The sequence below is a fragment of the Cellvibrionales bacterium genome (assembly GCA_016713115.1).
Classification (GTDB): Bacteria; Pseudomonadota; Gammaproteobacteria; order Pseudomonadales; family UBA7239; genus UBA7239.
Genome location: JADJPU010000001.1, coordinates 1,905,745 through 1,922,222, shown reverse-complemented (window position 1 = coordinate 1,922,222; position 16,478 = coordinate 1,905,745). Strand labels below are relative to the sequence as shown.

The window sequence follows — 16,478 nt, the reverse complement described above, 5'->3', positions numbered from 1 at the left end:
AAATTCAGCTCCCGAACCAAATAACCGAAAGATAAGCACGAGCTCTACTCATGGCCACATAGTGATTAACTCTTGATCCGGTAACTTTATCTGGCGAAATCAAATCAATGACAATGATTGCTTCGTTTTCCAAACCTTTAAAATTGGCAATGGTTGAAAATGAAATCTTGTCTCCGGGGAAATTCCTGAATGAATATTCATCCAAAATTTCAATATTTTTTTGTACTTATCCGGAAGACAACTGACTAACGATTGATCGAATTCAAAAGGTGACAATATAGTTAAATGGCCTGGTGACAAACCACCAATGTCGACCACCTGATCAATTTCCTTTGAGAGTATGCTTGAAGCTTCTTCGCGTGATACAGATGAGTACTCCCTCACCTTGGGGCCATGCCCTGCGCCTTTAGCCCCCATGTCTGCACCTAATGAACTTTGGACTTTATCAAGAATCATTCGAGTATTGCGGCAGTTGGTTCGCAAAGGGATATGCGATGGATTCATGGCATTCAAATATTCAAATGCATCAAGGTCAACTTCCCCAAGTAAGCCTGACTGATTATTCAAATCATGAAAGAAACACCACTGCCCATTGGCGAGGCCACCTTTGAGATATTGGTCAAGCTTGTCGACATTATCCATATCGAGAAGATCCTGCCCCTCATCTACTATGATCCCATCAAAATTCTCGAAAGCTTGCCTTCTCAAAGATACGGCCAAGCCATCCACAGTCGACACAACGAGATTAGGCATCACAAATTGGGTCTGTAAAAAACTTTTTAACCAAGGTGACTTACACACCAGAGCAACATTCATGCCCTTAGATGTCCATCGGCGCGCCAACTCTAGAGCAAGGAATGTTTTACCGGTACCGGCACCACCAGAACATATAACCCTGGGATTGGCTTCTACAACATCCACCCAACGCAACTGATCTTCAGTTAATGTTGCAATGTCTTCATGGGCGGAATCGATTTGCACGTACAAAGGAACAACTGCCTCAAAATCAGGACGCAAAATATCCTTGACTGCCTTGAGCGCCTCAGAATTTGCATGTTTGTTTTTCCCATCCTTTTCACGCCAATAACGCATCAAACCTTTGAGCCAATTATCAAAATCCTTATAGCGTCGGGAATCCGCAAATATTTGCTGATCCCATTCAGCACCCTGCTGGTGAAACTCACAGTCTGGCATCAAAACGCCATAGCCAATAGCAAACTGGGAAATGATGCTTTCCGGTAAAACGGAACGCAATTTTGTCAACAATGCGTGTAATGCTGATTGAGCCTGTTTAAATGGGCCTTCGTGGGATGTATTACTTTCGCCATAACGATTCTGATATTTCCAAAGCCCGTCTTTACAAGATACTCCCCCGCCTTTAACTTCCAATACATAAATCCCGGAAGGGCAACAAATCAGAAAATCGATTTCGCCAAACCTTTTATAAGCATGACGCGTAAGGTTCAGCGAATGATAGGTGGTAAATTCGTTCATTTTGTCGTCGGGGAATGCTGCCCGCAGTCGATCAAAAATCTTCTTCTCAGCCTGACTGTGTGTGCCGTGAGGTGTATCTGGAATCAATCGCATGGTTAATTAGATGCCTTGAAGATATCCAAAATCTTGTGATGTAGCTTTAATGGAATTATGCCATCGCTTAGATTAGCTCTGAAGGCATCAGGAACAACCTCCGTGACAACTGCCTTGATATCACCAGGGAGTGACAACTCAACGCCACCATTAACGACTGAAAGCGTGTACTCACCTTTACCTAGAGCAATACGTGTATGAATACAATTCCATTTCAATTCACGTGCCATATACAAGGCAGCTTCATTCTGCAATTTCGAAAATGAAGAAGTGTCAGAAGCGAAAAGCTCTGAAAGAGACCGAGGCCTTGCCGGGGATGGTCCAAGATCAAAATTCGTTGCTGAAATTCGGTGAGACATCACTGCCATTCTGTGACTGACAGCGTTTACTAAACCAGGAAATTCACGAAGAGCGTTGGATAAACCCAACCAGCTTTGTCTGGCAGAAAAAAGTATCGCTGCATGTACATAATCAGCCTGGGTTAACAATGGATGAGAGAATTCGAGCAGCTCATCCATTCTTTCACGAAGCGCAAACAAGGCCATGGCACGTGAAACAGGCTTTGGATGCCTTTCAAATATTTCAGAAATGGTGCTATCCGAAAACCCGGCTATTGAACGTAAATCTGAAGCCAGTTTCTTGCCATAGTCTCTGACTTTATAGTCATATGCATCTTCAGGCATTGACTGCAGGTAATCGATAGCAACATCGACAGAATTATACTGGGGGTCAGAAAAGCGGGTCTCTGCAACTTTATTCACCAATGCCCAGAACAGTTTTTGTGAAACATCTCCACTTGATTGAGCATGACCAGACTTAAACCAATCACTCATGGCAGCAATGACAGGATACTCAGATATCTCGAAGCAATCATTCTCTTGATCGAACGACAATTTTCCTGCTTCGATGAATAAATTACCCCGGTGACTCATATTGACCAGCAAACCCATGATGGCTCCCGCAGCCAAAGGAAAATCAAGAACCACTTTCAAAGAAGGTATTGATACATCATTTATAGGCCATGGCTGGTCTTTCAGTTTTGAAAATTCACTTGCGGAAACTTTTCTTACATAATGTGTTAGATCAACATTGCTGTAATCTTGCACATCCTTTTCACAATAAACCTTGTCTTCTTTTGATCTGAAGAGAATTGATTTCAAACAACTGATAGGCAGCGGCGCTGGCAGCAACAACAGCTTGCACGAACTGTCTACTCCATCCGGAAAATTGACATCCTCGATCTGACCAAAACGATTGATAATTTTGGCCTTTCCCGTGAAACATGAAAGTTCAATGGTAAAAATGCAGGGAATTAAGTGTGGCTTTTCTGCTATCGAATACTTGATGGCCTCTGACGAAACATGCTCTGGAAATAATGGTATATAGCCAGGGTATATCGATAACGTATCGTTATAATATTTTCTACCAAATCCATCAGGAGGCATGATTAGACCAGTAGCAAGCATATAAAACAGATTGGCATGGTTGGTTACCATTTGCCATGCATTGACTTTGGAAAGGGTAATCTCTTCAACGCTAGCGCTAAACAAATCAACATTCTCAGACATTATTTTCTCTCCAGAATACTTTCATCAGCAGGAAGAATACTTTCAACTGCACACGGCCTTCCTCGCTGCTTCAATAAGATCACTTTATCAATTGCACGGGCAACCATGACATAGAAAAGTCTTTTCGTGTTATCTTTAGTACGCTCATCACAAGAAAAGTGGTTTATATCAGCAACAAAAACAATATCAAACTCCAAACCCTTACAGGCTTGTGCATTAATAACCACAATACCACCCTCATCAAAACCAACTGGATTTCTATCATTTGATGAATAGGTCCTAACAATAGGTTTTTTGTTGTCTAGCTTGACATCAGATTTTAGTAATTCTTGGTAATATTGAGATCGGTCATCATCATTTGCCGTTAGAATACCAATTAACTTGGATGGGTCACGATCTGATGTTTTTAAAATATTCTCAACAAGCTTTTTAAATTCATTTTTATCATACTCATAACACAAAGGTGTTTTCACTGATTTGGAAGTGACTGGCGGCAAATCAGGGGGGGGGCTGGCCGGGTCACCTGTATAAAACTCTCTTGCCAATCTCGCGATTGGATATTTATTGCGATAGTTGTTTTTTAACTCAATCACATCAGCTGTTTCAATCGCCAACGCAGTTTCAATATCGCGTCTGCTACTATTTTTCTTATAGTTAATCTGCTGATTCTGATCAGCCATCACAAAAAAATTTACAAAACCGAAATTAACTAAAGCCTGATAGAATTCAGGCGGCATATCCTGCCCCTCATCAATTATCAATGTGGGCAAGTCTGAATCTAATGGTGAAATCAATGCCAAAATCTCTGGCCAATTGAATTCCCTCCAGTTATTAGCATCTGGGAGTAACTGTGGTACCGATTTCTTTATGTGACTTCTGAAAAATGACATAAACCAGCTCTGCCATTGTGAACTGGTAAGATTACCCCCAAACAACTGCCGGCTTGATTCATTCAGCAAATGGTTATAAACAAGAAAAACATACCTTTTATTTTCCTGAGCAAGCCTTCGCGATCTAAGAAGGGCTAATACAGACTTTCCTGTCCCTGGGCCACCTATAATCAAATGTTGCCCTTCAGTGGCGAGTGCCCTTGCCTCCTCCTGCTCTTTACTGAGGTCTTGAATTCCTGGCAACTCGAAACGACGCTTAGCCATGAATCACATTACCTTTGAAAATCCAGAAACGAAAACATCTCGTAGGATGGATCGCCTTTAATAAAGACTCTATCCAGCAAGACATTTTTAAATGAACAACTTGGCTCAGGTATCAACGAACAGGCATGACAAGCGGCACGATTTAACAGAAATGGGCCCTGACCTTCATGCTCAGCACATACCGGGTCAATGGAGCACCATTCAGCATGCTCAAATACACTGGTCATCAAACGCAAAAAACGTTGCGGATCGGCCAGCTCAGCCAACCCACCCAGTGAACCAACAACATCAGGTACAGCCACATAAATCAGTATTCCCGCCATAGGGCATTCACCACCTTGCGAAGAATAGATTCGTTCTTTCAACGACGCAGCCGGATAGCCTGCCATTGATTCCAACTGCCTGATTACCATGTGAGCCAAGGAATGCAGCAAAATAAATCGAGGGCTTATTGTCACCTCAACATCAAATTTCAGGCCTGTATTGGAAAAACGTAATGCAATTTGATCAGCCCTGGCCCTAACGACAGGGTTTGATTCCCATGCATCCATAATTTCTTCATTAAAACTCAAGAAAATACCTTCACCATAAAGCTCTAAACATGGCAACCAATCACTGCTGCCATTAATGTCAGGCGATACAATTTCCCCCCCAAGTCTTTGAAAGCCGGTCATGACCAAAATTTCTTTAAGTCGGTTTACGGACACAACCTTGTCGATCACTTCCACAATTTGTGCTGACTTAGAATTAGCGCCAAGCGTTTCTGCAAGGGTTTTCCACTCCTTGGCAAAATGACTCGTCACAAAATCTTCATCCTCTGCCATATCTGGCAATTCATCCATCAATGCCTGATATTCGCTTTCCAGCAGTAAACCAGTGGTGAATTCAGCACCATACAAAGGGTAACCCCTGTCAATGTCGCCAAGGGCATCGTCAACCTCTTTCACAGTACAGCGTAATTCCCTGGCAATTTTCTGCTTTTCAGACTTTATGCCCAGAGGAGTTTTCGCCAATGCCAGATTTTTCCGCATTTGGGAATTGGAATACAATCGATCGACCACCGAGCCTTTGCGAATACGCGATTCCGGAGGAATAACCAAAGCATTCTTATTGATCGGGGAATGTACACGAGCATCATTGATCTCGAGAATAACTGCCGGTTTGTCCGGGGTTATTGGATGGTTCTTTCATCCAGGGTTGCTGGCGTGTATCTGAGTAATTAATTGAATTCGCTCATCGAACTGTGATGAAGCCTTGCAACGCTCACAACGCAGTATTGGTTTGCGGCCATCATTCTTAACTAGTCGCAAATACGCATCTGACCAATCATGCCGACATTGCTTTTGTTCATTGGTCACTTTGTTACTATGCGTCAGGTAATGCCAAGGCACATCGGCCATATATCCATCTTCATGAATCAAAACCCATGGAACTTGCTCAAGCCTTGGGCGTTTCTGACATCTCTTTGTATCTGTTTCATGACAACGAGGAGCTTCACCCTCTGACAAATCACGCCAAGGTCTGTTGTGTAACAAACCACAGGATGGACAAATCATCCATGACGGGAAGCGCATGGCTGGTACACAACTACCTTCCACCTGGCCATTATCACGTTGCTGGGCCACAGGTGGTTTGCGCAATACCTGAGTAATGCCAAGAGACGATTTCACTTGTTCTACATAGGTTATTTCATCACCGGCCACCAAACCTGATTTATCTGTCCAATGATGTATATCTTTCACTGTCAATAAATAGTCAGGGCCACGAACAATTGCACCAACCGAGCAATGCCGTAACAAATGTGAAAGCCGAACGGGTAAATATAGGTCATCTTTCATAATGATTTCAGCAATGCCGTCTCTTCAACATTTCTCATCGATTGCAAGGTAGGCCACAAACCCCGAATAGTATCGGTATGGTTATACAGTAACCTCTCATTATTTTTTCATTATCCCGTGACTGATAATTAAGTTGTCGTCTTTGGTTCACACAAGAATCGACTTCTGATTTCCAATCCAACACCAACTTGTCAATATGGTTGATGATATCGACTTTACGATCAGGGTCAGCCTCTACACAACGACGCTTTAATTGCTGTATCACCTTCTGAATTTGCTGGTCAGCAGGGTCAAATTTTGCGGCTGAATCATTAGGTAATAAAGAATGAAAACCATGCCTAACAGCTATTACCAAAGCAGCATGCAATGCACGTAGTCTTGCCTGGTAGGTATAAGGGGTAACACTTGTCGGCTCAACAAAGCGATAAAACGACTCATGATAAGGACGGAAGTTTTCATAATGCGAAAGATTGCGTGCACTATTTCTATAGAAGTTCACACAGACTAACCCTGGCACTGTTCCTCTGCCAACCCGGCTGCTTGCCTGTATGTATTCAGCAGTGGTTAATGGCTGGCCATTAATGACCATGAGCGCCAAACGAGAAACATCCAGACCCACGGATACCATATTGGTTGCCAATACAGCATCAATGCAATCTTCATGATCGCGGTTTAACTCGAGACGCGCGAAGGTTTGAGCATTTTTTTCTGGCGTAGATATACTGGTTAACTGATCAATTTTCGGAAGAGCTCTTTGAATCTTGTTTCCATTCTCAGCAGACTCGGATTGAAAGCGTGCCAACAAATCGCGAACATCAATATTGAAAGAATTATGGCTGTTCCCCACCCCCTTGAGACTGCCGTGATACACCACCTGAGACCACCATGCTTCCAATAGTAGATCCCGATTACGCTGTCCTTCATCAAATACCGATTCTGGCGCTGCCAGTAAAGATGCTGCCAAAGGCGCCATGCAATGCTGCTTATCCAGCAAGGGCGCAAAATACCCCATATACAGCCGACCAGGGCGAACTGAGAGATCAACCGTTTTGGCAAAATAGGAATCATCACAACTTAAGCCCGGCGGCGGGAATACAGCAACTTCACTGCCATAGATTCGCCTGACCTGTTCTTCAGCCATCCGGATGGTTGCAGTTGATGCGACATATTTTGGATAGCAGCCCTTGAGTTGAAGCACCGAATCAAGAGCTGCTTCATAAATACCAGCAACTGAACCCAAGGCGCCTGCGATCAAATGTAACTCATCCTGAATAATTAATTCAGGCGGTTTATTCTTGCTGCCACCAAGAAATGCGTTGGCACGCTCTTCCCAAGCCAATCGGGCAAACTTGTCGATAGTCGCCACCAACAAAGTGGGTGGCTCTTTATACAAGGCCTCATCAACTACATTGCAGGGTATGATTCCCGAGCCTGCCTTACCAAAATCACAACTACTATTCGAGCAGCAAAACCTGAAATTATTTTCATTGGCAATGTAGTTTTCAGGGCCAGTAAACCGCTGACCACACCAAGGGCAGCTATCGAGCACCAGGCTACGTGATGCCTCAGTTTTGCCGATAGCAATTTTACTGACCTGCTCCATCGCTTTTTCAAAAGTATTAGGGCTAGTTGCTGAACCTACCCACATTCCAATGCTGATAGGTTCATTACCCAGGCTGGGCATCGATTGCCTGATTATCTCGAGAGCACAAATCAGGCGTGCAGCACGCAAGTATTGCTGTGATGTCAACAGTCGCAATGTATAACGCATCAATACAACAGTGCCACCACCCGCAGTGGTGTTTGTGAGGCGTCGATAAACAATCAAAAATGCGATTAATCCCAGATAGGCTTCAGTTTTGCCTCCCCCTGTTGGGAACCATATAAGGTCAACCGTATCGCGAAAATCACTTTCCTCATTAATCGCTGATTCCAAGACCGTTAATACAAACGCCAGCTGGAATGGGCGCCAGGCATAACTTTCTATAGCACGATGTGATTTCTTTATCGAATCGACCTGGCGCATTTGATCTAACATCGCCTGGTTTGCCTTGGAAAAGGCCAAGAACGCTGTAGCATTATTACGCAACAAACTGATGCCAGTTCGAATCCGTTGCAATGCCTGCTCCATTCTTTTGGTGATTCGCTTGGCTGCCTTGCCCTCCAGCCCAGATAGATGATTCCCAGACTCAATCTGGCCAGCCACCCAATCGGCATATTCACTGACGAAGTTCTCCAGGCCTTTCAAAACCTCATCTTTTGCTTGCGTGCAATTAGCCAGATAGGCAATCTGAAGAATCTTGTTATCTTTACCTGCCACATCGGCTGTCACCTGTGGCACTTCAACTGTAGGCATGAAATCAGTATAAATTTCGTTTACCTTGCCATTTTTCTCGCGCCAATCAGCAGCAGCCCCATGGCCAATGGCATAAATCCTGCGGTGCTTATACTGAAGTTCAAGCTCTTGTTCTTCATCATTGAGTAAACTGTACTCAACACGAGGATAATCACCTACCTCACCCTGATCGATAAAACAGTGCAACGACACTTCAAACAAAGTCCGGTTCGAGCGCTCCACCCATTCCTCGTTTGTCGACCATGTTTGCTTGTTAAACAATGAAACGGTGATGATCGATCCATCAGCATAGGGCCGCCACTGAACATCCAGGCCTGCCAGATATTCACCGTTATGGTCGAGTAGCACATCAACTCGCTTGGCAGTAGTGAACGTGACTGCCTGCTCATCCCCCCCTAACGATATTCGTTGGAACTCATAACCGACATATCGACCCTTTTCATCCCTATCGCCAGCCCTGCCGTAACGAACTGCAGAACATCTGACATGAAACTCGAGCGAAGCACCCTTGGCAAAAAATGAAAACCCCACTGCTGAGGGAGCTACATAACGTCTTGGCTTTGAGGCTGGCTCAGCTTCAGTCTTATTCGAAACTTCTTCACTAGATTGCTGAGATTCATCGTCATCTTCAGCAAGTGATGCAGGGTCAATACCTTCCTGATCATTAATGACAGGGTACAACTGCGCACAAGGGTATCTCTCAAGTGGCTGTATACCATGCAATATGCCACTTTCATTGGCAGGGCCAATCATCTGCCGGCGCAACCAATCAACCAGACGCTGCCTTTCCAAACGGTAATCCATTAAATGCTACCTCCCAAATGGCGAATGCACTTGGTTAAATCTTGTTTACTGGCTTTCTGTAGCATGACTAACGTATCGTGATTAATTGTCTTTAAGTTGAATCGACTGGATAACTCTTGTTGTATCCGAAATAACAAATGTGCTGTACATTCAGCATCAGCCATAGCCCGGTGAAAACTGCCTTGCTTTGGCAACCTTAGTGTTTGAACCAACGTTTCAAGTTTGTGATTGGGTGCAGATTGGAAAATACGGCGGGATAACAATAACGAACATGCAAAAGGTATTGATTGACTATACCCGACCCTGCGAAGCTCAGCCTGCCAAAACTTTTGATCAAATGACGCGTTATGCGCCAACAAGGGCGTATCACCCACAAACCTTGCAGCCTCTTTCATCACATCAGCAACGGGAGGTGCATTTCTGACCATAGCATCAGAAATCCCAGTTATTTGTTGAATAAAGAATGGTATTGGAATACATGGGTTCATCAAATTCTGTTAACGATCAACGATTCTATTACCCTCAACCAAGACAATAGCAATTTCGGTAGGCCTTGCGCCAGTGAGCAGGTGAAAGTCCTGTGGTTTCGAAATCGATTACTGCCATTCGTGCCATTCGTTACACCCTAAACACCTTCATCACTTCGTCGCCCAAATGGTTAATCACCTTCACAGCAATCCTTCCATTCTTGGGCTTTTCAAAGGGCCTTGAGGTATCGCTGTTCAGGGTTTCCCAGGCTTCCTGGTTAATCTCGGCTTTGAGGGTGGTCTTGAGAGCCTTGTACGGGTCATTAGCACCGAGGAAGTAGGCATGGCGGACGAAGAAGCTTTCTTCGTTGTAGTCGGTGTCGATGAACCAGCAGGCGATGCCGTCGGCGCCATCGCTGCGGACTTCGCCGGTGGAGGGGTCGAACACGTCGACGCCTTTCACTTTCAGCTGCACCTGGCCATCGGCTGCGCCGATGATGTCGATATCCGGTTCGCCGAAGATAACGAACAGGTTACCTTTGCCGGTGTTCTTGAGGTCGTCGGCCATGTGCAGGTCGGCGTTCATGCGTGCCTTGAGCACGGGGATGCGGCCGAGTTTGTCGAACTCGGTGGTGTGGGCTTCAAAGTTGAAGGCGCAGGCGATCAGCACATCGAAATCGGCATCACCGGCTTCGCGGGCAGCAGTGACGAGATCCACACGCGATACGGTGCCGAACTCAGGGCCGATGAAGATGGCGGCGCGTTTCTCAACCTCGCCTTCCATATAGCGGCCTTCGCCACACACCAGCTCGCCCGGCCACGGGGTGATACTGCTGAAGCTGATCTTGTCTTCTTTGTGCGCCTGCTGGACGCCGGCAGTCTTGAGGTTTTCGAGGATCATGCCTGCAAAATCCTGCTCGCCGGCATAACCGCCTTTCTTCTCTTGCACGCCATCGACGAGATCGTCGTTTTCATCCACGGCCAGTACGCGGTGGGGTGACAGGCTTTCTACGGTGAAGGGGCCAGCCACGCGCACTTTCTTTTTATCTTCGTAGGGTTTGTCGTACAGGTATTCAAAATCGGCCTTGGCGGCGATGGAGGCATCAATTTCTTTCTGGCGTGCGATGCGGCTCTGCCACCAGTCGGCATGCAGTTTTTTGGTGGCATCCGCCCATTTGGCATCAGCCTCGCGGGGGATTTCCCATTCCTGCCATTCTTTACCCGCTGCCTTGTTCAGTTGCTCGCGCAGCGGCTCAAGTTTCTCTTGGAACTTGTACCATATGACATCAATTTCAGAATTTTTCGCGATGGAGCCTAAAGTTATGTGCGGTATTCTTTCATAAACGAAACCGTGACGAATGTTCCCATTTATTGGCTTCGATGAAGTTACTGAACGGGTTATTTCAGCTTCTTTCTGCTGACCTTCCTTGGAGTCTGCCAACAAGTAATACGGGTAACGAGCACCCATAATGCGAGCTCCTCGCAAGAGCTAACGATACACGAGATGTGTCAATGGTAATCCAGCGACGCCCCCATTGTTCTGCAACAAATGCTGTTGTACCGGAACCACAGGTGGGATCAAGAACAAGATCACCTGGGTCCGTTGCCATCAACATACATCTTTGCACAACAATAGTACTCGTTTGAACAACATAAGTACGCTGGACAGCAAATGTGCTTTCCATTGTATCCGTCCACATGTTTGTAAATGGAGTGTGACGGCTTTCGTCAAGGTATTTTTTGAAAGTTAATGTATTTCCAGCTAAATAAAGTCTTCCCGATATTGCTATCCGAGGCATACTTTCCAAAGAAACTTTCCAATGATTCCCTTTTTTAGGCGTATAGGATCTTCCCTTAAAACTGAATTCTTGTAAGTTCTTTGCATCACCAGCAGAAAGCATCGGTGCAGTTTGAAATCTTCTTCCATCAGGAAAACTAACAACGTCATCCATTTCCTTTGCCGTTAGACGACGGCATTCTCCATTTGAAAGTTCAATATTACCGAAGCCTGAGTCAACTGCTTCAGAAGAACGCTCTGTCAATAATCTACGAAACTTGGTTTTATTAGAGTCTTTGCCATACCACAAAACCGTATCAGCTATTCCCGATATATAGTTACCCGACATTGACCCCGTTTTTTTAAAATAAAATGCAGTTATAAAGTTTGTTTCGCCAAAAACTTCATCCATCACGGCTCTAACACGATGCACATTCTCATCACCAATCTGAACATAGATCGAGCCAGAATCCGTCAACAAATCCCTCGCAACCGTCAAACGATCACGCAAATACGTGAGATAAGAGTGAATTCCATCTCGCCAAGTATCGCGAAATGCCTTCACCTGTTCCGGCTCTCGGGTAATATGATCGGCATTGCCATCCTTCACATCCCGACTGGTGGTTGACCACTGAAAATTGGAATTGAATTTAATGCCATACGGCGGATCAAAATAAATACACTGCACCTTGCCGCGCAAGCCTTCCCGTTCCGCCAGCGATGCCATTACCTGCAAACTATCACCCAAAATCATCCGGTTAGACCAATGCGAATCATGCTGGTAAAACTCGGTCTTGGCATTCTCATCTGGCAGGCCATTAAAATCGGCAAACATATCATCCATGCTACCTGATTGCTGTTGCACACCCGCTTCTGTACGGCGCAACAAATCATCAATTAATACTTTGGGATGTACTTTATCTTGAATGTAAAGAGGTGGCGCATTTACCACCAGATCAGACCAATCCTGCTCATCTTTACCACGCCACACTAACTGTGGATCAAGATCGGTATTTCTTGGGTATTTTACCTGCACAGGTTTCTGGTCGTTCTTTTGCACTAACGATTGATATTCTGCAGTCGGAATATTTTTGCGAGTTGCATCATCATGCTTGATAGTTTCAACCGCGATTTTTGATGGTGGTTTTTTGGGGGATTTGGCCATTTCAATGTCCTTGTTCCGGCGCACCGGATACTGCTTCAATCATCTTGTTAAATTCAGCCTCAACCTTCTCGGCAAAATCCACCTGCATTTCAAATACATCAGTGAATTCGGCAAACGCCCAGCGGCCATAGGTTTTCAAATTATTCACACCGGGAATCCAGTAAACCTCCATGGTGTTTTTCTTTTCCTTGGCATCTTCCCGCCGATAGCCCTTGATCTCGACCACCAGATTGAGCAGGTCATCCGGCCCGTGGCCGTCATCGATCTGCACAATGAAATCCGGCCGGTATTTGCGGGTTTCAGAGGCGTAACGGTATGGCACTTCCAGCCCTAGGCTGTGATTCTTCACGTAGGCTTTCACCTTGGGGTGCGCCTCGGCCACACGGCAGAACTCGCCTTCCCAGTCACTGTCCAGCACTACCCAATTGATGTGGCACTTGTCAGCTTGCGTCTGCCAGCGACTGGTCTTGGATGTAGTGAAATTCACATGCCGCGTGGTGCCCGTGGGGTTGTAAGGTTCCAGCATGGCCTTGATCGGGCGGCTGCCCATCTCGGCACGGGTAATGGCGGCGGTAATACGCTCGCAGGCCATATCGGCCAGGCTCTGGTACATGAGCTGGGCTGGGTAGGTGCTGCCCTTGCAGACCAGACAGGTATCCAGCCATTGCTTGGTGATACGCTTTAACTGGCCAAACAGGTGCAGCTTGGGTGCCTCACCTGGATCACGCCACTTGGTGTAAAGCAAACGCTGGGTTAGGTGAAACAGCAGCGTGGACGGGCGCATATCGTTGGTATGCACCAGGTTGAGATCCACTGCCTCACCGATGATGCCTTCATTACGGGTTATGGAGGGGCCGACCAGATCCGGTGTCAGTTCCATAATGGAATCCTGGTTGAACTCTGCCGTGAGGCGTTCTTCCGGTAGTTCTACACGATAACCCGCGACACGAGGGAAGCGAATTTCCAGCGCGTCCCGCTCCGGTCGTACAGCTTTCACCTGCACCGTTTCACGGGGCGGCTGGGGCTTGGAGATCACCGGCTTGGCGGTGAAATCAAATGGAATACCGAGCACATCGGCGTATTCCACATTGAACAGGCCTTCGTCATTCAGGTCGTAAGATTGCCTACGCAAGGCACGGCCAATCACCTGTTCGCACAGCAGTTGTGTGCCAAATGCACGCACACCTAATACATGCGTGACGGTGTTGGTATCCCAACCTTCCGTCAGCATCGAGACAGACACCACACAGCGAATGGATTCACCGAGTCGCCCTTGCTTGCCAACGGTGTTCATGACTTCGCGTAACAATTCCTGATCGGTGATATTCGTAGCGGCATGAATATCGCCAGTGCGTTCACGAATCTCATCACGGAAGCGTTCGATTTCATCAGACGCCATGTGGCGGAAGTTGTCATCCAGCGCATCACCGGATTCCAGTTGTTCGCTGTCGATCAGCAATGTTCTGGGGCGCGAAATTGGGTTGCCGTGTTCATCGAAATTGCGGAACAGAGCCAATCGGCCGTTCATCAATTCGCTGGAGCCATCATCATTCTGGCGATGGAAACCGGAGATATAGTCATACACCAGTTTGGATGTGGCTGTGTTATTACAAACCACAATAAAACACGGAGGAACGGCAACACCAGCTTTTTGCCAGAGTTCAAAAGTTTTTTCGTAATGGCCGTAGAGTGCTTCCAGCGCTGTTTGTAATTCGACTGGAATGCTTAGCGGATCCAGATCACCACCGGCCTTGCGGTTTTTCTTCGGCATTTTTTTGCCGATATGTTCCCACAAATTGCGAAACATCGGCATTTCGCCGCCGGGAATGTTGTCCGCTACCGGCACACGAGGAAGCTTGACGATACCGCACTCGATGGCATCCATCAGCGAGAAATCGCTCATCGTCCACGGAAATAAAGTGCCTTCCGCATAACCGGAACCACTGAGAAAAAATGGCGTGGCGGACAGGTCAATGACCTTGGCGACACCCAGTTTTCTTTTCACCATTTCTAAACCGGAAATCCACAAGCGCGCTGCAGCATTGTTTTCTTCTGCTTCCTTTTTCTCGTCACCCTTCAAATCGTCGGCTTCACCCGGCTTTTCGCGATAGCAGTGGTGCGCTTCATCGTTGATGACCAGAATATTTTTCATCCCCATCAGTTCCGGCATCACACGCTGGATCATCTGGCCTTCGGTTTCCAGCGTTTCAATATCTTCGCCAGTGCGGCCCTTCAACAGTGCGCGGCCACCTTTGGAAATCTCGATGCGCTCACGCAGTTTGAAGGCGTGGTAATTGGTGATGACAATCTTGGCGCGCTCCAGATCCGGCAGCATGTCGGCGGGCACAATTTCGCGGCTCTGGTAATAGCTGTCTGGATCGTTGGGCTGCAGCACGCGCAGACGATCCTTGATGGTTAAACCGGGTGCAACAATCAGGAAACCACGGGTAAACAGCTTGCTGTTGGGCTGGCGCACGGCATTGATGGTTTGCCAGGCAATCAACATCGCCATGACCGTGGTCTTACCGGCGCCTGTGGCCAGTTTCAGGGCTAAACGCAACAGTTCCGGGTTGGCATCGTTGTTGGCACTCTCCAGATAATCCAGAAAGTACCTGCCAGTCTTGCCCATTTTGGGCGCGACTTCAGTCAGCCAGATGGCGGTTTCGGCAGCCTCCACCTGGCAGAAGAACGGCCTCACCCCCTGAAACGGGTAGTCACGCCAGTGCTGCAACAGGCGAGCGGTTTCCGGCGTCACGTGCCAGTCATTAGGGTTTTTCAGTTTTCGCCAGGTATCGACATTTTTGCGAAGTTCGTTGATGACAGAGATCGGGTCATACTTCTGCCCACCGGCAGATAGCCCCATCGTTTCGTCAAACAGGTCTTCTGACTTGCCCCCTTTCTGCTTTTTAGGCTTGGGGATTGGCGTGACGAATTCCGCCCGGCGTCTGGCATCCATGATTTTCTGGGTCGGCTGGCCATGATCCAGCTCCCAATGCCGTGCCGGATATTCGTAGGGTGAATTGAGGATGGGGCGTTCAAAAAACAGGTTGCTGTCCTGACTCATCACTAAGTATCTCGTCTCTCCTCGCCAGCCCTAGCGTTTAGGTAGTCCATATCCATAATCAGGCTATTGTGCCAGAGGGCAAGCATCGTAGCGAAGCCCTATTTGGTCATGTAATTCAATGGATTATGACAAGTCCAAAGCTCACTAGGTGCGCCAGGCAGACAGAAAAGAACTCGGTTGGGACACCCATATGGAGCACGGGCGAGGAAACCTTGCAATCCCCAACCCAGATTGATACTGTAAATACATACAGCATCACTAGACTATCCCATGCTCCAGCCCGCCCTATTCCCTGCTCCCAAATGCTTCACCCCACTCTATGCCGATCCGGTACAGGCTGGCTTTCCTTCGCCAGCTCAGGGCTACGAGCAGCAAGCCATCGACCTGAACGAACTGATGGTCAGTAACCCGCCGGCGACTTTCTTCGTGCGAGCCAAGGGGGATTCCATGGTGGATGCCGGTATTCGCGAAGGTGATTTGCTGGTGGTGGATTTCTCACGCCAGCCTAAGCACGGGGATATCGTCATCGCTCGGCTAGATGACGGCTTTACTGTGAAGCGGCTCTATCAGCGCCGCCAAGCAGTTCGCCTCTGCGCCGAGAACAAGGCCGCACAGTACCCGCCTATCGAGCCGCAGGAAGGTCAGACGCTGGAAGTGTTGGGTGTAGTGCGTTTTGCCGTACACAGCTTTTGATGCGT

At 47.0% G+C, this 16,478-nt stretch carries 6 protein-coding genes and 4 pseudogenes; 1 reads left to right on the top strand and 9 read right to left on the bottom strand.

Translation table 11 applies throughout. The annotated features are described in order from the left end of the window. Positions 1-4: 4 nt before the first annotated feature. From IPK30_09490 to IPK30_09450, 9 genes and pseudogenes are all read right to left on the bottom strand, one after another. Positions 5-1,587 (bottom strand): annotated as a pseudogene (locus tag IPK30_09490) (NERD domain-containing protein). A gap of 2 nt (positions 1,588-1,589) precedes the next feature. After that, on the bottom strand, positions 1,590-3,155 hold the full coding sequence (locus IPK30_09485; protein ID MBK8103489.1) for a hypothetical protein: 1,566 nt from the start codon (positions 3,153-3,155) through the stop codon (positions 1,590-1,592). Then, positions 3,155-4,309 (bottom strand): ATP-binding domain-containing protein, encoded by a 1,155-nt coding sequence (locus tag IPK30_09480; GenBank protein ID MBK8103488.1) that lies wholly within the window; start codon positions 4,307-4,309, stop codon positions 3,155-3,157. The genes IPK30_09485 and IPK30_09480 overlap by 1 nt, the downstream gene beginning before the upstream one ends. Positions 4,310-4,317: 8 nt before the next feature. Beyond that, positions 4,318-5,370 carry a DUF1998 domain-containing protein gene (locus tag IPK30_09475; GenBank protein MBK8103487.1) on the bottom strand — a complete coding sequence of 351 codons (1,053 nt, stop codon included), beginning with the start codon at positions 5,368-5,370 and terminating at the stop codon, positions 4,318-4,320. A gap of 126 nt (positions 5,371-5,496) precedes the next feature. Continuing rightward, a complete protein-coding gene (locus IPK30_09470; protein ID MBK8103486.1) occupies positions 5,497-6,147 on the bottom strand; it encodes a hypothetical protein in 651 nt (216 codons plus the stop codon). Beyond that, positions 6,144-9,307 (bottom strand): annotated as a pseudogene (locus IPK30_09465) (helicase). The gene IPK30_09470 and the pseudogene IPK30_09465 overlap by 4 nt, the downstream one beginning before the upstream one ends. Continuing rightward, positions 9,307-9,922: pseudogene (locus IPK30_09460) on the bottom strand (3'-5' exonuclease). Before IPK30_09460 ends, IPK30_09465 begins: the two co-directional pseudogenes overlap by 1 nt. Positions 9,923-9,925: 3 nt before the next feature. Next, positions 9,926-12,716: pseudogene (locus IPK30_09455) on the bottom strand (site-specific DNA-methyltransferase). Position 12,717: 1 nt separating this feature from the next. Continuing rightward, positions 12,718-15,780 carry a DEAD/DEAH box helicase family protein gene (locus IPK30_09450; protein MBK8103485.1) on the bottom strand — a complete coding sequence of 1,021 codons (3,063 nt, stop codon included), beginning with the start codon at positions 15,778-15,780 and terminating at the stop codon, positions 12,718-12,720. Between the two features lie 270 nt (positions 15,781-16,050). Between IPK30_09450 and umuD the strand changes: the two genes are divergently transcribed. Beyond that, the gene (umuD, locus tag IPK30_09445; protein MBK8103484.1) at positions 16,051-16,473 is read left to right on the top strand and encodes a translesion error-prone DNA polymerase V autoproteolytic subunit; all 423 of its coding nucleotides are present in this window, start codon (positions 16,051-16,053) and stop codon (positions 16,471-16,473) included. The last annotated feature ends 5 nt before the right edge of the window (positions 16,474-16,478 follow it).

Coding starts and splice junctions, on each gene's coding strand:
- IPK30_09485 (MBK8103489.1), bottom strand. CDS start 3,155: ATGTCTGAGAATGTTGATTTGTTTAGCGCTAGCGTTGAAGAGATTACC.
- IPK30_09480 (MBK8103488.1), bottom strand. CDS start 4,309: ATGGCTAAGCGTCGTTTCGAGTTGCCAGGAATTCAAGACCTCAGTAAA.
- IPK30_09470 (MBK8103486.1), bottom strand. CDS start 6,147: ATGAAAGATGACCTATATTTACCCGTTCGGCTTTCACATTTGTTACGG.
- IPK30_09450 (MBK8103485.1), bottom strand. CDS start 15,780: ATGAGTCAGGACAGCAACCTGTTTTTTGAACGCCCCATCCTCAATTCA.
- umuD (MBK8103484.1), top strand. CDS start 16,051: ATGCTCCAGCCCGCCCTATTCCCTGCTCCCAAATGCTTCACCCCACTC.